At 71.7% G+C, this 18695-nt stretch carries 15 protein-coding genes; 10 read left to right on the top strand and 5 right to left on the bottom strand.

Annotation, left to right across the window (positions count from 1 at the left end; translation table 11 throughout):
- Positions 1-410 precede the first annotated feature (410 nt).
- Complete coding sequence (locus ACFC1I_RS05750) at positions 411-1289, bottom strand: SDR family oxidoreductase (RefSeq protein WP_376006927.1); 879 nt, start codon at positions 1287-1289, stop codon at positions 411-413.
- Between the two features lie 150 nt (positions 1290-1439).
- Here ACFC1I_RS05750 and ACFC1I_RS05745 point away from each other — a divergent pair, with 150 nt between their 5' ends.
- Together ACFC1I_RS05745 and recQ are read left to right on the top strand one after the other, a co-directional pair.
- Positions 1440-1976 (top strand): DUF1697 domain-containing protein, encoded by a 537-nt coding sequence (locus ACFC1I_RS05745; RefSeq protein ID WP_376006925.1) that lies wholly within the window; start codon positions 1440-1442, stop codon positions 1974-1976.
- Positions 1977-2082: 106 nt separating this feature from the next.
- The gene (gene recQ, locus ACFC1I_RS05740) at positions 2083-4071 is read left to right on the top strand and encodes a DNA helicase RecQ (RefSeq protein ID WP_376006923.1); all 1989 of its coding nucleotides are present in this window, start codon (positions 2083-2085) and stop codon (positions 4069-4071) included.
- A gap of 39 nt (positions 4072-4110) precedes the next feature.
- Here the strand turns inward: recQ and ACFC1I_RS05735 are convergent, their stop codons facing one another.
- Positions 4111-5385: a TetR/AcrR family transcriptional regulator gene (locus tag ACFC1I_RS05735; protein WP_376006921.1), complete on the bottom strand. Its 1275-nt coding sequence runs from the start codon at positions 5383-5385 to the stop codon at positions 4111-4113.
- A gap of 157 nt (positions 5386-5542) precedes the next feature.
- Between ACFC1I_RS05735 and ACFC1I_RS05730 the strand changes: the two genes are divergently transcribed.
- The 3 genes from ACFC1I_RS05730 (at position 5543) to ACFC1I_RS05720 (ending at position 10562) form a co-directional block, all read left to right on the top strand.
- Positions 5543-6847, top strand: coding sequence for an MFS transporter (locus tag ACFC1I_RS05730; protein ID WP_376006919.1), 1305 nt, complete (start codon positions 5543-5545; stop codon positions 6845-6847).
- Positions 6847-8640: a glycoside hydrolase family 3 protein gene (locus ACFC1I_RS05725; RefSeq protein ID WP_376006917.1), complete on the top strand. Its 1794-nt coding sequence runs from the start codon at positions 6847-6849 to the stop codon at positions 8638-8640. The genes ACFC1I_RS05730 and ACFC1I_RS05725 overlap by 1 nt, the downstream gene beginning before the upstream one ends.
- A gap of 224 nt (positions 8641-8864) precedes the next feature.
- Complete coding sequence (locus ACFC1I_RS05720) at positions 8865-10562, top strand: formate--tetrahydrofolate ligase (protein WP_376006915.1); 1698 nt, start codon at positions 8865-8867, stop codon at positions 10560-10562.
- 269 nt (positions 10563-10831) lie between these two features.
- Here ACFC1I_RS05720 and ACFC1I_RS05715 read toward each other — a convergent pair whose 3' ends face one another.
- Entirely contained in the window at positions 10832-11653 is an 822-nt protein-coding gene (locus tag ACFC1I_RS05715) for a glycoside hydrolase family 16 protein (RefSeq protein WP_376006913.1), read from the bottom strand.
- A 10-nt stretch (positions 11654-11663) separates the two neighbouring features.
- Positions 11664-12020 carry a VOC family protein gene (locus tag ACFC1I_RS05710; RefSeq protein ID WP_376006911.1) on the bottom strand — a complete coding sequence of 119 codons (357 nt, stop codon included), beginning with the start codon at positions 12018-12020 and terminating at the stop codon, positions 11664-11666.
- A 219-nt stretch (positions 12021-12239) separates the two neighbouring features.
- Here ACFC1I_RS05710 and ACFC1I_RS05705 point away from each other — a divergent pair, with 219 nt between their 5' ends.
- Positions 12240-14345 (top strand): acyl-CoA dehydrogenase, encoded by a 2106-nt coding sequence (locus ACFC1I_RS05705; protein ID WP_376006909.1) that lies wholly within the window; start codon positions 12240-12242, stop codon positions 14343-14345.
- Positions 14346-14353: 8 nt separating this feature from the next.
- Here the strand turns inward: ACFC1I_RS05705 and ACFC1I_RS05700 are convergent, their stop codons facing one another.
- Positions 14354-14755: a glucose-6-phosphate dehydrogenase gene (locus ACFC1I_RS05700; protein WP_376006907.1), complete on the bottom strand. Its 402-nt coding sequence runs from the start codon at positions 14753-14755 to the stop codon at positions 14354-14356.
- Between the two features lie 145 nt (positions 14756-14900).
- On the opposite strand from ACFC1I_RS05700, the gene ACFC1I_RS05695 reads away from it, so the two are divergent.
- From ACFC1I_RS05695 to ACFC1I_RS05680, 4 genes are all read left to right on the top strand, one after another.
- On the top strand, positions 14901-15476 hold the full coding sequence (locus ACFC1I_RS05695; RefSeq protein WP_376006905.1) for a DNA-3-methyladenine glycosylase I: 576 nt from the start codon (positions 14901-14903) through the stop codon (positions 15474-15476).
- A 31-nt stretch (positions 15477-15507) separates the two neighbouring features.
- Positions 15508-15738, top strand: coding sequence for a hypothetical protein (locus tag ACFC1I_RS05690; protein ID WP_376006903.1), 231 nt, complete (start codon positions 15508-15510; stop codon positions 15736-15738).
- Positions 15735-16163 (top strand): TA system VapC family ribonuclease toxin, encoded by a 429-nt coding sequence (locus tag ACFC1I_RS05685; RefSeq protein WP_376006901.1) that lies wholly within the window; start codon positions 15735-15737, stop codon positions 16161-16163. The genes ACFC1I_RS05690 and ACFC1I_RS05685 overlap by 4 nt, the downstream gene beginning before the upstream one ends.
- Before the next feature lie 75 nt (positions 16164-16238).
- Complete coding sequence (locus tag ACFC1I_RS05680; protein WP_376006899.1) at positions 16239-18482, top strand: LLM class flavin-dependent oxidoreductase; 2244 nt, start codon at positions 16239-16241, stop codon at positions 18480-18482.
- The last annotated feature ends 213 nt before the right edge of the window (positions 18483-18695 follow it).

Raw genomic sequence — 18695 nt, 5'->3', positions numbered from 1 at the left:
TCTGCGCGCTGCCGCGTGCTGATGCAGCCATCCGCCGGGTGCGAAGTCCGGACTTCGCAGGGTGCGGCCTGCGGTTGGGGACCGAAGTCCGGACTTCGCAGGGGACCGCCCGCGGATGGCGGCCGAAGTCCGGACTTCGCAGGATGCCGCGTGTGGATGATGGCCGAAGTCCGGACTTCGCAGGGGACCGCCCGCGGAGGGCGACCGAAGTCCGGACTGCGCATGGTGTCGCAGGCGGACGGCGGCCGAAGTCCGGACTTTGCAGGTGCCGCCTGCGGTTGGGGGCCGAAGTCCGGACTTCGCAGGGTGTGGCCTGCGGTTAGGGGCCGAAGTCCGGACTTCGCAGGGCACCCGCCCGCGGAACGCGGCGAAGTCCGGACAAGCCTGTGGGGCGCGGCGAGGGGAGGCCCTCAGCCGAGGCCGAGGCCGCCGTCGGTCGACAGCACCTGACCCACGACCCACGCGCCGTCGGGTGTCGCGAGCCAGCCGATGAGGCGCGCGGGGTCGGCGGGCTCGCCGTAGCGGCCGAACGGGGTCGCGCGCATCCACTCCTGGATCTCCTCGAGCGGCCGGTCGGTCGTCTCGGGGTCGAGGTACCCGGTGTTGACAGGCCCCGGATCGATCGTGTTGAGGATGATCCCGAGGTCGAGCAGCTCGGCCGCCACCGTCTTCGTGACGCCCGCGAGCGCCGCCTTGCTCGCCGCGTACGCGACCTCGCCGCGCATCGCGCCGTGGATCTGACCCGACGTCATCCAGAACACCCGGCCCGTCGGCTCGGCGAACGGACCGCGTCGCTCGACGCGCTCGCCGGGTCGTGCCGCAGGGTCGAGCGGACCCGCGTGCAGCGCCGCGAACTCCCGCGTCAGCAGCAGCGTCGACCGCGTGTTCGTCTGCCAGAACGCGTCGAGCCGCTCGGCCGTCATGTCGAGGATCGACCCGTCGTCCCCCGACTGCGCGTGGTTGCACACCAGGATGTCGAGCCGCCCCGTCAGCGCCCGTGCGGCCTCGATGACGAGGGGGACGGATGCTGCGTCCCGCAGGTCCGCTTCGAGGTCGCCGAGCTGCGCGCCCGGCGCGAGCTCGGCGCGCAGCGCCTCACGCACGGCGTCGAGGTCGTCGCCGCCCCACGGCAGACGCGTGTCGTGCGGGCGGTAGTGGTGGAGGAAGACGTCGGCGCCGAGGCGGGCGAACTGCGTGGCGACGGCGAAGCCGATGCCCCGGCGGCGGGATACGCCGGTGACGAGGGCGGTCTTGCCGGCGAGCGGCAGGGACGACGATGAGGGGAACATGCGATGCCTTTCGGGAGGACGCTGAGGCGCAGCATCCATTCAGAGTCCGCGCGAAAGAGGCGGACGGGGTGGTGACGAAGGCAGGTCACAGGCATTGCATGACGGCGACGCTACCGCATGGGGGTCGGAGGTATCGGGGATGATGGCGTCATGCCGACCTATGTGGCGTTCCTGCGGGCGATCAATCTCGGGGCGAAGCGGAAGTTCCCGAAGGGCGACATCGTGAGGGTGGTCGAAGGCGTCGGGTTCACCGACGTCGAGACGCACATCAACACGGGGAACGTGCGGTTCACGACGCCGATGCGCTCGCGGGCGAAGATCGAGACGACGCTCGAGGACGCGTTCGCCGCGGATCGCGGGTTCGAGGTGCCGGCGATCGTGTTCACCACCGCGGAGCTGAAGGCGATCGCGGCGGAGGCCTCCGCGCTCTCGGCGAAGAACCCGGGGCTGGAGCGGCACTACGTCTACCTGCTCAAGGACGAGCCGCCGCAGGCCGCGGTCGCGCGCATCGCGGAGACGGCGACGGAGGCGGGCGAGATGCTCGTGCGCGGACGGGCAGGGCACGCCCTGCTCGGGCCGGGTTATCAGGCCGGCAACGTCGATCCGCTGAACGCCGCGAAGCTGCTCGGGATCGCGACGAGCCGCAACGTCAACGTGATCATGACGCTCGCCGACAAGTGGTGCTGAGCGGCCCCTCCTCCCCAGCCGCGCGGGGGCAGGTGTTCGCGCGGGGTTGTGCACGAGGTCGGGGACGCGGGGGAGGGCGTCGGATGCCGCGGCTACCCTGGGACGGGTGACAATCCCCCAGGGCGACCCGTACGCCGACCTCGCGTGGGAGGCCGAGTTCGCGCCTCCGCCCGACGACTCGTGGGCGCCGCCGGAGGACGGATGGATGCCTCCGCCCGACCCCGCTGCGGGCGGCTCGACATCGATCGACCCGTTCGAGGGCGCGGGCCCGCGCCGGGACTTCACCGGCGCCGACGCGCGCACGGTGCTCAGCGAGGTGTACGGGTACGACGCGTTCCGCGGTGAACAGGGCGCGATCGTCGACCACGTCATCGCCGGCGGCGACGCCGTCGTGCTGATGCCGACCGGCGGCGGCAAGAGCGTCTGCTACCAGGTGCCCGCTCTCGTGCGACCGGGCACGGGTCTCGTCGTGAGCCCGCTCATCGCGCTGATGCACGACCAGGTCGACGCGCTCGTCGCCAACGGCGTGCGCGCCGCGTACCTCAACTCCACCCAGGCGCCGCCCGAGCGCGCGGCCGTCGAGCGTGCGTACCTCGCCGGCGAGCTCGACCTCCTCTACGTCGCCCCCGAGCGGCTCAACACCGAGACGACGCTGCGCTTCCTCGCGAAGGGGACGCTCAGCGTCATCGCGATCGACGAGGCGCACTGCGTGTCGCAGTGGGGACACGACTTCCGGCCCGACTACCTCGCTCTGGGCGCCCTCGCCGAGCGGTTCCCCGGCGTGCCGCGTCTCGCGCTCACCGCGACGGCGACGCCGGCGACGCACCGCGAGATGACCGAGCGGCTGCACCTGCCGAGCGCGCGGCACTTCGTGTCGAGCTTCGACCGGCCCAACATCCAGTACCGCATCGAGGCGAAGTCCGACCCGCGGCGCCAGCTCGTCGCGTTCATCCGATCGCAGGGGTCCGGGGCGGCCGGCATCGTCTACGCGCTGAGCCGCAAGTCGGTCGAGCAGACCGCGGAGTTCCTCTCCGCCCAGGGCGTCGACGCCCTGCCGTACCACGCGGGTCTTCCCGCCGAGACGCGGGCGGCGAACCAGTCCCGGTTCCTCCGCGAGGACGGCGTCGTCATGGTCGCGACGATCGCCTTCGGCATGGGCATCGACAAGCCCGACGTCCGCTTCGTCGCGCACATCGATCTGCCGAAGTCCGTCGAGGGGTACTACCAGGAGACCGGTCGAGCGGGCCGCGACGGCGAGGCATCCGTCGCCTGGATGGCCTACGGACTCGGCGACGTCGTGCAGCAGCGCCGCATGATCGACCAGTCGCCCGGCGACCGCGCCTTCAAGACTCGTCTCGGCCAGCACCTCGACGCCATGCTGGGTCTCTGCGAGACGGTCGGATGCCGCCGCCAGAACCTGCTCGGCTACTTCGGCGAGGCGTCCCGCCCGTGCGGCAACTGCGACACCTGTCTCGAGGCGCCCGACACGTGGGACGGGCTCGTCCCGGCGCAGAAGCTGCTGTCGACGATCGTGCGACTGCAGCGCGAGCGTGGCCAGGCGTTCGGCGCCGGCCACCTCGTAGACATCCTCCGCGGCGCCTCGACCGACCGCATCCGCCAGCAGGGCCACGACCAGCTCTCGACGTACGGACTCGGCGCCGACCTCAGCGACCAGGACTGGCGCAGTGTGATCCGGCAGCTGCTGGCCCGCGGCATCCTCGTCGCCCGCGGCGAGTACGGCACGCTCGCGCTCGGCGAGTCCGCGGCGGGCGTGCTGCGCGGCGAGACGCCGGTGCCGCTGCGCCGCGACGTGATGGGCCGCTCGGGCGGGGTCGCGCGCGTGCGCAAGTCCGCCGCACCCGCGAACCTCGACCCGGCGAACGCCGGCCTGTTCGAGGCGCTGCGCGCCTGGCGCGCCGGCGTCGCGAAGGAGCTCGGCGTGCCGGCCTACATCGTGTTCGGCGACGCGACGCTGCGCGCGCTCGCCGAGCGCCGCCCCGAGAGCCTCGCCGACCTCGACGGCGTCTCGGGCATCGGCGCCAAGAAGCGCGAGGCCTACGGCGAGGCCGTGCTCGCGGTGGTCGCCGCCGCCTGAACCCGCGCTGCTGACCCGGAGCGTCGTCCCCGAGCGAACTCAGCCCCGCGGCAGCACGTCGTCGAGGTGCGCCGTGAGCTGGGCCGCGACATCCACGGACGAGCGGTCGTAGAGCCACTGGTACTGCAGGCCGTCCCAGAGCGCGGTGAGCCAGAGGGCCTCGAACTCGGGGTCGCGGTGAGAGGGGAGGTCGCCGTCCTCCTGGGCGGCGCGGAACAGCGCGGCGAAGTGGTCGACCACGCTGCGGAAGCGCGCCTCGAAGTACGCGTGCGCCGGGTGGTCGGCGGGCACCGCCTCCGACGACAGCACCGCGTACACCTCGATGAGGCCCGGAGCCGTCGCCGCGTTGACGGTGGCGCCCCGGGGCAGGCCCCGCAGCTCGTCTGCCGCGCGATCGGCGGGGACGTAGTCCGCTCGCGACTCGATCTGCTGGTCGCGGTGGCTCAGCACCGTGCTCAGCAGCCCCTCCTTCGACCCGAAGTAGTGCAGCAGCGTCGACTTCGAGACCCCGACGCGCGCGGCGATGTCGCGCAGGCTGGTGTCGCCGTAGCCCTCCTCGGCGAAGAGCGCGGTGGCACCGTCGACGATGAGCGCGCGGCGCTCGCGACCCACGCGATAGCCCGAGGGCGCAGCATCCGTTGACGCGAAGGTGGGCATCGGTGGCACCGCTGCCGCCGTCGACGATGGTGGGGGCTCGCCGGCGTCGCGCCAGCCCAGGGGCAGGGCGAGCGACGCCTCGTACGTCTCGAGGGTCTCGGCGATGTCGACGTGCTCGGGGAGGTACTGCGCGAGCAGCTGCAGCCCGTCCCACGCGGCGGCGATGCGCACCGCCTCGCCCGCCGGGTCGCGGTCGGCCGCGACGATGTCCTGCGTGATCGCCTCGTCGATCGCGTCGATCGACAGCTCGCGGAGGCGCGCGTATCGGTCGCGCATGATCTCGTGCGCGGGATGACGGGGAGTGGATGCCTCGCCCGTGAGCGCGGCGAAGAGGGCGAGGTAGCCGGGTACGGTCTCGTTGCGGCGGGCGAGCTCGCTGTAGGCGAGCGTGCCGGGGTCTTCGGCCGCGAGGCGCTCGAGCATCTCGGTCTCGTTGTCGCGCTCGAAGAGGTCGACGACCGCGGCGAGCACCTCGTCCTTGGTGGCGTAATGCCGGAGCAGCCCGGGATGACTGATGCCCGCTGCGGCGGCGATGTCGCGCAGCGACGTGGCGCGATAGCCGCGGGTGACGAACGCATCGTGCGCGGCCGCGACGATCGCGGCCCGCGTCTGTTCGGTGCGGGCGGAGCGCACGGAGCCCGCTGTGACTGTCGTCACGGATCACCCGCCTCTCTGCGCTCACCCTGCGCGCCCATCCTATCTTCGTCGATTACCACGCGGTCGAATTTCAGTTACCAAACGGTCGAGTTTCATGTACGCTCGTGCCTGGACGCGCGTCGGAGTCGACCCGCGTCGCACCCGAGAAAGGACTCCGATGACAGAGTTGTCACCCGCCGCGACCGCTGCGGCCGCCGGCACGACCGGCTTCAAGGCCCCGGGCACCACGCCTGGGAAGACGCCCCGCGGCTACACCCCCGGCCTCGCCGCGGTGAACTTCGGCGTCTATCTCGCGCTGCTGACCCCGGTCATGGTGTCGATGGCCTTCAAGATCCAGCACATCTCGGCGACGCCCGAGGAAGCGACCGGCAACCTCGGCCTCGTGCTCGGGGTGGGTGCCCTCTTCGCACTCATCGCCAACCCGCTTGCGGGTCGCCTCTCCGACCGCACCACCTCACGGTGGGGCATGCGCCGCCCGTGGATCCTCGGTGGCACGCTCGTCGGACTCGGTGGGTTCGCCCTCATCGGCGTCACCGAGTCGCTGTGGGTCGTGCTCGTCGCGTGGTGCGTCGTGCAGGCCGCGATGAACGCCGTGCTCGCCGCGGCCAACGCGACCCTTCCCGACCAGGTGCCGCAGCAGAGCCGTGGCAAGGTGTCGGGCATCATCGGCATCACCACGCCGCTCGGCATCCTCGGCGGCAACTTCCTGGTGACCTTCCTCTCCGACGACTTCGCCCGCTTCGTGGTGCCGGCGGCAATCGCGACGGTGCTCTCGGTGCTGTTCGTGCTCGTCCTCAAGGACCGCCGCCTCGAGCACAAGCCGACGCAGCGCTTCACGGTCGGCCAGTTCTTCGGCTCGTTCGTCTTCAATCCCGTCAAGCACCCCGACTTCGGCTGGACGTGGCTCACCAAGTTCTTCGTGATGTTCGGCTACGCCGGCGTCGCCACCTTCCTGCCCTTCTATCTCACCGAGAAGTTCCAGCTCGACGAGCAGGCCGCCATCACCACGATCCTGGTCGCGAACCTCGCGTCGATGGCCGCCATGATGATCTCGGCCCCGCTCGGCGGAATCCTGTCCGACAAGATCGGCAAGCGCCGCCCGTTCGTCGCGATCGCCGGCGGCATCATGGTGGTCGGCCTCGCTCTCCTCGCGGTCGCACCCGACATCACGACGCTCATCGTCGCGCAGGCGATCATCGGCCTCGGCGCCGGGTCGTTCCTCTCGGTCGACCTCGCCCTCGCGACGCAGGTGCTGCCGAACCCCGACGACACCGCCAAGGACCTCGGCGTCCTCAACATCGCCAACGCGCTGCCGCAGTCGATCGCCCCCGCAATCGCCCCGGCCATCATCGCGGTCGGCGCGGCCACGCCGCTCGGCGGCTACACCACGTGGTACCTCTTCGGCGCGCTCGTCGCCCTCGCCGGCGCCGTGCTCGTCTACCGCATCAAAGGAGTGAAGTGATGACAGACGTTCTGACAACGGTCCCCACGCCGCCGGCCTCGCCCGAAGACCGGCCCTGGCTCGACACGAGCCTGTCCGTCGACGCGCGCGTCGAGCTGCTCCTCGCCGAGATGACGGTGGAGGAGAAGGCCGGTCTCTTCTTCCAGACGATGATCGTGATGGGCGAGGGCGGCGAGCTCTCCGAGGGCGACTCCGCGTTCGGCATCCCGGCCAACCGCGAGTACGTGGTCGGCCGCCACATGAACCACTTCAATCTGCTGGGCGTCGCGCCCAAGGCCAGTGACATCGCAGCCTGGCACAACAAGCTGCAGGGGCTCGCAGCATCCACTCGCCTGGGCATCCCGGTGTCGATCTCGACCGATCCGCGCCACTCGTTCAGCGACAACCCCGGCGCGGCGATGTTCGCCGGCCCCTTCTCGCAGTGGCCCGAGCCGCTCGGTCTCGCGGCGACGCGTGACGCCGAGCTCGTCGAGCGGTTCGGCGACATCGCACGCCAGGAGTACACCGCCGTCGGCATCCGCGTGGCCCTCCACCCGCAGGTCGACCTCGCGACCGAGTCGCGGTGGGCGCGCCAGCTGCAGACGTTCGGCGAGGACGCTGCTCTCGCCGGCGAGCTGGGCGCGGCGTACGTGCGCGGCTTCCAGGGGTCGGCCTTCGGCCCGGGCTCGGTGAGCACGATGACCAAGCACTTCCCCGGCGGCGGCCCGCAGAAGGACGGCGAGGACCCGCACTTCGACTACGGCCGCGAGCAGGTCTACCCCGGCGGGCAGTTCGAGCTGCACCTGAAGCCCTTCGAGGAGATCTTCGCCGCGGGCGGCCGCCAGATCATGCCGTACTACGGCATGCCGGTCGGCACCGAGTACGAAGAGGTCGGCTTCGGGTTCAACAAGGGCGTGCTCACGGGCCTGCTGCGCGAGCGCTTCGGCTTCGACGGCATCGTGTGCACCGACTGGGGCCTGGTCACCGACCAGCCGATCATGGGCACGGACTTCGCCGCCCGCGCATGGGGGGTGGAGCACCTGACCCCCGCCGAGCGCATGGTCAAGATCCTCGACGCCGGCGCCGACCAGTTCGGCGGCGAGCACGACCCGTCGCTGCTCCTCGGCCTCGTGCGCGACGGCCGCGTGAGTGAGGAGCGCCTCGACGTCTCGGCCCGACGCCTGCTGCGCGAGAAGTTCGAGCTGGGACTGTTCGAGAACCCGTACGTCGACGTCGAGGCGGCCGACGCCATCGTCGGCTCGGCGGAGTTCCGCGCCGCGGGCGAGGCCGCGCAGCGCGCCTCGATCGCCGTGCTGTCCAACGACGGCGCCCTGCCGCTGCGACGCGGCCTGAAGCTCTACGTCGAGGGCATCGCGCCCGAAGCGGTGGCTCACCACGGCGAGGCCGTCGGGACGCCGGAGGAAGCGGATGCTGCGATCCTGCGCCTGCAGGCGCCGTACGAGCAGCGCGCCTCGATGTTCGAGAACTTCTTCCACGCGGGCTCGCTCGACTTCCCCGAGGACGTCGTCGCCCATGTCCGCGCGGTGTCTTCGGTGGTGCCGACGGTGGTGGACGTGTTCCTCGATCGCCCCGCGATCCTCGGCCCGATCGTCGAGGCCGCCTCCGCGGTCACGGCGAACTGGGGCGCGAACGCCGACGCGCTGCTCGACGTGCTGACCGGCGGCTCGCCGGCGACCGGAAAGCTCCCGTTCGACGTGCCGTCGTCGATGGCGGCGGTCGAGGCCTCGCGCCCCGACGTGCCTTTCGACACCGCCGACCCGCTGTTCCGCTTCGGCCACGGTCTCTCGCTCTGACCCGCTGACACCCGGATGCTGCGCCGCGACCTCGCGGCGCAGCATCCGTGCATCTTCCCTTCTGCTGTTCACATCACGTGTTCTCGCCGAGAACACCCGTCGTGCGCGTGCCTGACGGGTGTTCTCGGTGAGAGCACACGATGTGGACGGAGCGTCCCGCGGCGAGGTGCCCCCGCATAGGCTGGCGGGAGCGGGCGACGAGGCCCGCCGACGGGGAGCGACGCGTGGCCACGAGCAACATCGAGATCGCACAGCAGGCCGAACTCTGGCCGATCACCCGGATCGCCGAGGGGCTCGGCATCCCTGACGAGGAGCTCGAGCCGTACGGCCGCTTCAAGGCGAAGGTGTCGCTGCGGCACCTGCGGACGCTCCAGGAGAAGCCCCGCGGACGGCTCGTGCTGATGACCGCGGTCTCGCCGACTCCGGCCGGCGAGGGCAAGACCACGACCACCGTGGGCCTCGGCGACGCGCTCACCCGCATCGGAGAGCGGGCCATGATCTGCCTGCGCGAGCCCGCCCTCGGGCCGGTGTTCGGCATGAAGGGCGGCGCCGCGGGTGGCGGGTACGCGCAGGTCGTGCCGATGGAAGACATCAACCTCCACTTCACCGGCGACTTCTCGGCGATCGCGATCGCGACGAACCTGCTCGCAGCCCTCATCGACAACCACGTGCACCACGGCAACGCGCTCGGCATCGACGTGCGCCGCGTCATGTGGCGGCGCGTGCTCGACGTCAACGACCGGGCGCTCCGCGACGCGGTGATCGGGCTCGGCGGTCCGTCGAACGGGTACCCCCGCGAGGACGGCTTCGACATCGTCGTGGCGAGCGAGGTGATGGCGATCTTCTGCCTCGCGACCGACCTCGCCGACCTGAAGGAGCGCCTCGGCGAGATCGTCGTCGCCTACACCCGCGACCGCACGCCGATCCGCGCCCGTGACCTGCAGGCGCATGGCGCGATGGCCGCGATCCTGCGCGACGCGCTCGCGCCCAACCTCGTGCAGACGCTCGAGCACACGCCCGCGTTCGTGCACGGCGGCCCGTTCGCGAACATCGCCCACGGCTGCAACTCGTACCTCGCGACCGACTCCGCTCTGCGGATGGCCGACTACGTCGTCACCGAGGCGGGCTTCGGCGCCGACCTCGGTGCCGAGAAGTTCGTCGACATCCTGTGCCGCACCACGGGCCTCCGCCCCGACGTCGCGGTGGTGGTCGCGACGGTGCGCGCCATGAAGTTCCACGGCGGCGTCGAGGTCGCCGACCTCCCGCACGAGAACGTCACCGCCCTCGAGCGCGGCACCGCCAACCTCCTGCGCCACCTGAAGACCCTGCGCGAGACGTGGGCGATCTCGACGGTGGTCGCGATCAACCATCGCGAGGAGGACACGGATGCTGAGACCCAGGCGCTCGTCGCGGCGGCCGAGTCCGTCGGGGTCACGGCCGTGGTCGCGAAGCACTTCGCCGAGGGCGGCGCGGGTGCGGAGGAACTCGCGCGCGAGGTCGTGCGGCTGTGCGAGGAGCGGGCCGCAGAGCCTGGGGACGCGGCATCCACTCTGCACTTCACCTACCCGGATGACGCGACGCTGTGGCACAAGATGAGCGCGATCGCGACGCGAATCTACGGGGCGTCCGAGATCACCGCGTCGACCGCGGTGCGCGGGCAGATCAAGCGCCTGCAGGACGAGGGGTACGGCGACTACCCCGTGTGCGTCGCGAAGACGCAGTACTCGTTCTCGACCGACCCGAAGCTGCGCGGGGCGCCGACGGGGCACGTCGTCGACATCCGCGAGGTGCGCCTGGCGGCCGGCGCGCGCTTCGTCGTGATGATCTGCGGCGACATCATGACGATGCCCGGGCTGCCGGCGTCGCCCGCCGCGAACTCGATCGACGTCGACGACGACGGCCGGATCGTCGGCCTCTTCTGAGGCCGGCGCGCGCCGTCCCGAGCGCGCGGCCCGGGTCCGTCCCGCGCCCGCGGCCCGCGCCGTCCCGCGCCCGCGGCCGCCCGCCTCCGCCCGCGTCCCGCCCCCGCCGCGCGCCGTCCCGGCCACGCCTCAGGCCGCGAGAGTACAGCTGGTGGACGAGAGGTAGGGAACCAACCCGCATCTCGTCCACCAGCTGTACTCTCGGCGAAAGTCGGGCGGGCGGACGGACGGGCGCGCGGGGGCGGGCGGGTCGACGACGGCGGCCGGGGTCAGCGCGGCGGGAAGGTGCGCACGCGCTCGACGCGGAGCGTGTGGGGGAGCGCGGCGAGGTCGCGGGTGCCGTCGCTGCGCGGCAGCTCGTAGAGGTCGAGCATGAGCTGCACGGGGTAGTCGATGCTCTGGTGCACGGTCTTCACCCAGCGGTGGTCGATGAAGAAGCGGATCGCCTCGGGCGTCCACTCGACGGCGTAGTCGTGCATCTCGGTCAGGTCGCCGTCGACCCGGACCTTCTCGAAGTCGTCGAGCAGGCGAGGGTCGTGCTGGGCCTTGACGCCGACGCCGACCCAGCCGCCCTCGTCGTCGAGCTCGCTGCCGAAGATCTCGGCGATGCAGATCTCGCCGGAGTCATCGGGCCGGCCCTCGAAGCCGATCGGCCAGAACGCGACCATCGCGTCGGGGTGGCGCACCGCGGCCATCCGCACCTCGATCACGCCGAATCGCGGGAGGTGGAGCCGGCGCTCCGGCTGCTCCTCGCGCACCACCAGACCATCGCGGAAGCGGTGCTGACCGATCGCGCTGCCCTGCTCTCCGGAGAACTGGCCGGTCTGCACGTGGGAGACGCGGTTCTCGCCGTCGAACTCCGGCGACCACGGCGCGGTGCCGGCGTCGATGAAGAGCTCGAGCGCGTCGGGGGCCACGGTGTACCGCGCCGCGGTGCGCTCGCGCGACGACCAGTGCGGGAGATAGTGCGGCCACCACACCTTCTCGTCGAGCACCCCTTGGCCGAAGCGCTCGTCGAGGTCGGGCTCGCGGCCGTCGAGGTCGAGCGGCGACGTGTCGAGCGGCCCGGTGCGGTGAGTCAGATCGGCCATCGAGCCCCCGTCAGCGGTCCGTGACGAGGATCGTGTTCCCGTCGGGGTCGGTGGCCGTGAAGAACAGGCAGCGGTCGGGGTCTCCGAGCTCGTCCCCGGGGTGCGCCCCGAGCCGCACGAGACGTTCGTGCACCGACCCGAGGTCGTCGACGCGGAAGTTGCAGGTCGCCCACGGCAGGCCGGGCTCGACGTGGATGCCGCTCTTCGGCCCCATCAGCGTCACCTGGCCGTGCGAGCCGGCGAGCACGCTGGAGGCATCGGTCTCTTCCACCACGCCGAGGCCGAACGCGTCGGCGTACCAGTGCGCGCTCGCGCGCGGGTCGTGCACGGGGATGAACGCGGTCGTGATCGCCGTCGGCGGGCTCATGCCCTGAGCCTAGGCCTCGCCGCGGGCGTTCGTGAGGGCCTCCGCGAGCGGCACCGGCTGCCCGTTGAGGCCACCCCGCCTGTGCGTCCCGCACAACGGGACCGCGACCCGTCTCGCGCTAGCTTTGTGGAGATTCGCCAGAGGCTTTGGGGTGAGGTTGTGGGAGTCCTACGGTCGAAATCAACTTGATCCTTCCCCTCGCACCGAGAGGCGATGCACATGGCCGACGCCGCCGTCCGCACCAAGAAGCCTTCCGTCCACAAGAACATCCCCGCCGGCGGAGCCCCCACCGCCCCGCACACGGCGGCCGAGGCATCCGATCCCCGCATCGATGTCGACGCTGTCACCGACCTGCTGCTCGGCACGTGGGGCGAGACGCGCCGCGAGGCGCGCGAGATGATCAAGGACCCCGCGTTCTGGCGCATCGAGGGGCAGCCGATGCCCGAGCACCGGGAGCGCGTACTGACGCAGCTGCACCTGCTCGTCGAGCACGGCGGCTCGCGCCGCGCGTTCCCGCACGAGTACGGCGGGCTGAACGACAACGGCGCCAACCTCGCCGGCTTCCAGGAGCTCGTGCTCGCCGACCCCAGCCTGCAGATCAAGTCGGGCGTCCAGTGGGGGCTGTTCGGCTCCGCGATCTTCCAGCTCGGCACCCAGAAGCACCACGAGGAGTGGCTGTCGGGCGTCATCGACCTGAGCCTCCCGGGCGCGTTCGCGATGACCGAGACCGGACACGGATCGGATGTCGCGGCCATCGGCACGACCGCGACCTACGACGCCGAGACCGAGGAATTCGTGATCCACACGCCGTTCCGCGGCGCGTACAAGGACTACCTCGGCAACGCGGCGCTGCACGGCAAGGCCGCGACGGTGTTCGCGCAGCTCATCACCGGCGGCGTGAACTACGGCGTGCACTGCTTCTTCGTGCCGATCCGCGACGACGAGGGTGCGATGCTCCCCGGCATCATCAGCGAGGACGACGGCGTCAAGGGCGGCCTCAACGGCATCGACAACGGCCGTCTCGCGTTCGACCAGGTGCGCGTGCCGCGCTTCAACCTGCTCGACCGCTACGGCCAGGTCGCCGCCGACGGCTCGTACACGTCCGACATCCCGAGCCCCGGTCGCCGCTTCTTCACGATGCTCGGCGCCCTCGTACAGGGCCGCGTGTCGCTGGACGGCGCCGCGACCACCGGCACCGCGCTCGCCCTGCACATCGCGCTCACCTATGCGAACCAGCGCCGCCAGTTCGACTCCGGCGCGGGCACCGAAGAGGTCGTGCTGCTCGACTACGGCAAGCACCAGCGGCGCCTGCTGCCGCTCCTCGCCCAGAACTACGCGCAGTTCTTCAGCCACGACGAACTGCTCAAGAAGTTCGACGCCGTCTTCTCGGGCCGCACCGACACCCCCGAGGAGCGCGAGGACCTCGAGACCCTCGCCGCCGCCCTCAAGCCGCTCAGCACCTGGAACGCGCTGAGCACGATCCAGGAGGCCCGCGAGGCCTGCGGCGGCTCGGGCTTCCTCGCCGAGAACCGCATGGTCGGCCTCCACCAGGACCTCGACGTCTACGTCACCTTCGAGGGCGACAACAACGTCCTGCTCCAGCTGGTCGGCAAGCGCCTGCTGTCGGACTACGCCAAGCAGTTCAAGGGAGCGGATGCTGCGAAGCTGGCGCGGTTCGCCGCCAGGCAGACGGCGGGCAAGCTGTTCCACGGTGCCGGCCTGCGCCAGCTCGGCCAGGCGGTCGCCGACCTCGGCTCGACCGCCCGCTCGATCGAGCTGGGCCTGCGCACCGACCAGCAGCACGAGCTGCTCGCCGGCCGCGTGCAGCAGATGGTGGCCGACGTCGCGGCCGCGCTGCGCCCCGCGTCCAAGCTCTCGCCCGCCGAGGCCGCCGCCCTGTTCAACAGCCACCAGGCGGAGCTCATCGAGGCCGCCCGCGCCCACGGCGAGCTGCTCCAGTGGGAGGCGTTCACCGACGGCGTGAACCGTGTCTCGGACGAGGGCACCAAGCAGGTGCTGACGTGGCTGCGCGACCTCTTCGGTCTGCACCTCATCGAGAAGCACCTCGCGTGGTACATCATCAACGGCCGGCTCTCGACCCAGCGCGCGGCGTCCGTGACCCGTTACATCGACCGGCTCGCGGCGCGGCTGCGTCCGCACGCGCAGGATCTCGTCGACGCCTACGGGTTCGCTCCTGAGCACGTGCGCGCGCCCATCGCGTCGGGTGCCGAGCGGCAGCGACAGGACGAGGCGCGCGAGTACTACCGCGCGCTCGCCGCGTCGGGCGACGCCCCCGTGTCGGAGAAGTCGCTCAAGAAGAAGTGAGCGTCAGGTCAGTTCGCGTTCCAGCCGCACATGCCGCACTCGCCCGTCGCCGACACCTCGACGAAGCAGTTCGGGCACATGGCGCGCAGGCGCTCGGGGACGACGGGCTTGGAGACGCGGCGCTCGGCTGCCGGGCGCGACGACTTGGCGCGGGTGGCCGGCGCGGCCGCCGCCGGCTGCGGGACGATCGCCGCGGCGGGCACGTGGTACGCGCAGTAGAAGCGCACGAAGCCGTCGTGGTTCTTGGGGTGCCGGTGCTTGTACGCCCACAGCTCGGTGCGGGGGAGGAGCTCCGACTCGGGGCCGCACGTGAAGCAGCGCGTCGGCTCGCCCGGGATCACATCCGCGACCAGGACCGGGTTCTCGAAGGGGACCGAGTCCCGCCAATCTGCCGACGCGACGATCTTCATGGTCCTGCCTCCCAGCTGCCGAGGCTCGAACAGCCCGACATTCCAAGGTAAGCGACGCGGGCGGCATCCGGGAATCGGGCCGGTGAAGGGGCGTTGAACACCGCGCATGGGGGCCGGCGTCGGAGGCCGCCCCTAGGCTGGCGCGATGAGCCTCGACGTCCGCGTCGGCGCCGACGGCCGCGCGCGGTGCGCGTGGGTCGGCGACGACACCGAGTACGCCCGCTACCACGACGAGGAATGGGGCGTCGCGCTGCACGGCGACCGCGCGCTCTTCGAGAAGATGAGCCTGGAGGGGTTCCAGGCCGGGCTCTCGTGGATCACGATCCTGCGCAAGCGCCCGCGGTTCCGCGAGGTGTTCGCAGGCTTCGACCCCGAGGCGGTGGCGGCGTTCGGCGACGACGACGTCGAGCGGCTGATGACCGATGCCGGCATCATCCGCAACCGCGCCAAGATCCTGGCCACGATCTCGAACGCGCGGCTCGTCCTCGACCTCGAGCCGGGAGAGCTCGATGCCTTCATGTGGTCGTTCGCCCCGGCATCCCATCGGCGTCCTTCGACCTTCGCCGAGGTGCCCGCCATCACCGTCGAGGCCGAGGCGATGAGCAAGGCCCTGCGCAAGCGAGGCTTCCGCTTCGTGGGCCCGACCACGATGTACGCGCTCATGCAGTCCGCGGGCATGGTCGACGACCACGTGGACGGGTGCTGGCGCGTCGGACATTGACCGCTGATGCGTGATGCGTGATGATCGATGCATGCGCACCACGCTCACGATCGACGACGACGTGCTCGCCGCCGCGAAGCAGTTCGCCGACGCGCGCGGCATCACCCTCGGCGAGGCGGTGTCGCAGCTGGCGCGCGCGACGCTGACCGAGCGTCAGCGGCACGGCGGCACCCGCAACGGCATCGTTCTGCTGCCCGCACCGCCCGACGCGCAGCGCGCGACCCTCGACGACGTCACCGCCCTCCGGGACGACCTCGCGTGAGCCGTCATCTGCTCGACGTGAACGCGGTCATCGCGCTCATCGACCCGCTGCACGTGCACCACGAGCGCGCGCACCGCTGGTTCGCGTCCCGCGGCGACGAGCCGTGGCACACCTGCCCGATCGTGCAGAACGGCGTCGTGCGCGTGGTGAGCCACCCGAACTACGCCAACAGCCAGCCCGCGCCCATCGTGCTGGCGAGCCTCGCGAGCCTGGCCGCGCACGCGGGACACGTCTTCCTGCCCGACGCGGTGAGCCTCCTCGACAGCTCGGTGCACACCGAGCGGCTGCTCGCGAGCTCGCAGGTCACCGACACGTATCTGCTGCACCTGGCCGCCTCGAACGACGCGCTGCTGGCCACGTTCGACACCCGCATCGTCACGTCGGCCGTGCCGTCCGGCGCGACGGTCCTCTTCCCCATCCCGTAGGCCCGCAGGCGCGCCGCAGACGTATGCGGCGGAATGAACCGCGGATGCTGCGGGTTCAGGTGTGCGGAGGCATTCATGGATTACGGACACGCGCTCGAGTTCGGTGCGTTCATCACGCCCACCGCGGCGAGCCCAGAGGCGCCGGTGCTGCTGTCGCAGGTGGCCGAGGCATCCGGTCTCGATCTCGTCACCTTCCAGGACCACCCCTACCAGCCCGCGTTCCTCGACACGTGGACCCTCATGTCGTTCGTGGCCGCGCGCACCGAGAGCATCCGCATCGCGCCCAACGTGCTGAACGTGCCGCTGCGCCCGCCCGCCGTCGTGGCGCGCGCGGCGGCCAGCCTCGACCTCCTCTCGGGTGGGCGTTTCGACCTCGGCCTCGGCGCCGGCGGCTTCTGGGACGCCATCGAGGCGATGGGCGGCACGCGGCTCACCCCGGGTCAGGCCGTCACGGCGCTGGGCGAGGCGATCGACGTCATCCGCGAACTGTGGCGCACCGACGAGCGCGGGGGCGTCTTCCGCGACGGGAAGTACCACGCGGTGCACGGCGCGAAGCGCGGGCCGCGGCCCGCGCACGACATCCCCCTCCACATCGGCGCGTACAAGCCGCGCATGCTCGCGCTCACCGGGCGCAAGGGCGACGGGTGGCTGCCCTCGCTCGGCTACATGAAGCCGGGGGACCTCGGCCGCGGCAACGACGCCATCGACGAGGCGGCCACCGGCGCCGGCCGCGACCCGCGCGAGATCCGGCGTCTCCTCAACATCGGCCAGCTCGCCGCCGACCCGCGCGAGTTCGCCGACCGCCTCGCGCAGCTCGCGCTCGAGGACGGCATCGGCACGTTCATCATCGCGGCCGACGACCCGAACCTGCTCCAGCGCTTCGGTGAAGACGTCGCGCCCGCCGTGCGCGAGCTCGTCGCCGCCGAGCGCGGCCGGCGAGGCACGGCCGCAGCATCCGTCCGCTCCGCCGCCGCGCTCGCCGCGCGCCGCGACGGCATCGCGTACGACGACGTGCCCGTCGGCCTTCGCGCGATCGAGCCCGGCGACTTCGACTACGGCGACGTGCGCGCCACCTACATGCGCGGTGGGCGCCCCGGTCTCGTGCTGCAGCCCTCGTCGCCCGCGCAGGTCGCCGAGGCGCTGGCGTTCGCGCGGCGGCACCCCGAGCTTCCGCTCGCGGTGCGCAGCGGCGGCCACGGCATCAGCGGCCGCTCGACGAACGACGGCGGCATCGTCATCGACCTCCGCAGCCTCGACGAGATCGAGGTGCTCGATGCCGGTCGCCGGCTCGTGCGCATCGGCCCGGGCGCGCGCTGGGCGCAGGTCGCGCAGGCGCTCGGCGAGCACGGCTGGGCGCTCAGCTCGGGCGACTACGGCGGCGTGGGCGTCGGCGGCCTCGCGACGGCGGGCGGCATCGGCCTGCTCGCCCGCGAGCACGGCCTCACCATCGACCATCTGCGCGCCGCCGAGGTGGTGCTCGCCGACGGTTCGATCGTGCGGACGGATGCCTCGGCCCACCCCGATCTCTTCTGGGCGATCCGCGGGGCCGGCGCCAACGTCGGCATCGTCACGGCCTTCGAGTTCGAGGTCGACGAGGTCGGCCAGGTGGGCTACGCGCAGCTCGCATTCCAGGTGGACGACGTCGCCGAGTTCCTCGAGGGCTACGGCCGGATCGTGGAGGCGTCGCCGCGCGACACCACGCTGTTCCTGCTGACCGGCGGACCGCGACCCGGCCAGCCGCAGATCGTCCAGCTGTACGGCATCGTCGACTCCGACGACCCCGACACGATCATCGCGCGCCTGCAGCCGTTCGCCGAGCTCGCGCCGCTCGTGCAGCAGTCGGTGCAGCTCACGACGTACGCGCAGGTCATGGCCAACGCCGACCTCGGCCCGCAGCACGGCGCGGGCGAGCCGCACTCCCGCTCGGCGCTCATCGAGCACGTCACGCCCGGCTTCGCGGCGGCGGTGGAACGGATGCTGCAGACCGGCGCCGTGCCGTTCTTCCAGCTGCGCGCGGTCGGCGGGGCAGTGGCCGACGTCGCCGAGGACGCGACCGCGTACGCGCACCGGTCGGCGAACTTCTCGGTCGCCGCTCTCGGCTCGCACCCCGACCGCCTCGACGCCCACTGGCGCACCCTCGCGGACCACGTCGACGGCATGTACCTGAGCTTCGACTCCTCCGAGCGGCCGGAGCGGATCGCCGAGGCCTTCCCGCCCCGGACGCTGGAGCGCCTGCGCCGCGTGAAGGCCGCCTACGACCCGGCGTCGGTCTTCCGCGACAACTTCGCGGTCGAGCCCGCGGAGTCCGACGCAGCCTGAGCCGCGGCATCCAACCTCTTCTTCCGGGTTTGGGGCGTATTCCGTCCCTTGGGGCGCAGATTCTCCGCCCCAACGGAGGAATCGCGCCCCAAACCCGGAGCAACCCGGGAGCACACGGCGGGCGGCAGGGGAGCAACCCGGAATATGACCGGGGAGCAACCCGGAACATGACCGGGGAGAAACGCGGGGGCGGCAGGGATCGAGCAGGCTTCA

It is taken from the genome of Microbacterium sp. NPDC056044 (assembly GCF_042267145.1).
Classification (GTDB): domain Bacteria; phylum Actinomycetota; class Actinomycetes; order Actinomycetales; family Microbacteriaceae; genus Microbacterium.
The sequence above is the reverse complement of the archived record's forward strand: the minus strand, read 5'-3'. Positions and strand labels throughout refer to the sequence as shown.

Coding starts and splice junctions, on each gene's coding strand:
- ACFC1I_RS05750 (WP_376006927.1), bottom strand. CDS start 1,289: ATGTTCCCCTCATCGTCGTCCCTGCCGCTCGCCGGCAAGACCGCCCTC.
- ACFC1I_RS05745 (WP_376006925.1), top strand. CDS start 1,440: ATGCCGACCTATGTGGCGTTCCTGCGGGCGATCAATCTCGGGGCGAAG.
- ACFC1I_RS05730 (WP_376006919.1), top strand. CDS start 5,543: ATGACAGAGTTGTCACCCGCCGCGACCGCTGCGGCCGCCGGCACGACC.
- ACFC1I_RS05725 (WP_376006917.1), top strand. CDS start 6,847: ATGACAGACGTTCTGACAACGGTCCCCACGCCGCCGGCCTCGCCCGAA.
- ACFC1I_RS05715 (WP_376006913.1), bottom strand. CDS start 11,653: ATGGCCGATCTGACTCACCGCACCGGGCCGCTCGACACGTCGCCGCTC.
- ACFC1I_RS05710 (WP_376006911.1), bottom strand. CDS start 12,020: ATGAGCCCGCCGACGGCGATCACGACCGCGTTCATCCCCGTGCACGAC.
- ACFC1I_RS05705 (WP_376006909.1), top strand. CDS start 12,240: ATGGCCGACGCCGCCGTCCGCACCAAGAAGCCTTCCGTCCACAAGAAC.
- ACFC1I_RS05700 (WP_376006907.1), bottom strand. CDS start 14,755: ATGAAGATCGTCGCGTCGGCAGATTGGCGGGACTCGGTCCCCTTCGAG.
- ACFC1I_RS05695 (WP_376006905.1), top strand. CDS start 14,901: ATGAGCCTCGACGTCCGCGTCGGCGCCGACGGCCGCGCGCGGTGCGCG.
- ACFC1I_RS05690 (WP_376006903.1), top strand. CDS start 15,508: ATGCGCACCACGCTCACGATCGACGACGACGTGCTCGCCGCCGCGAAG.
- ACFC1I_RS05680 (WP_376006899.1), top strand. CDS start 16,239: ATGGATTACGGACACGCGCTCGAGTTCGGTGCGTTCATCACGCCCACC.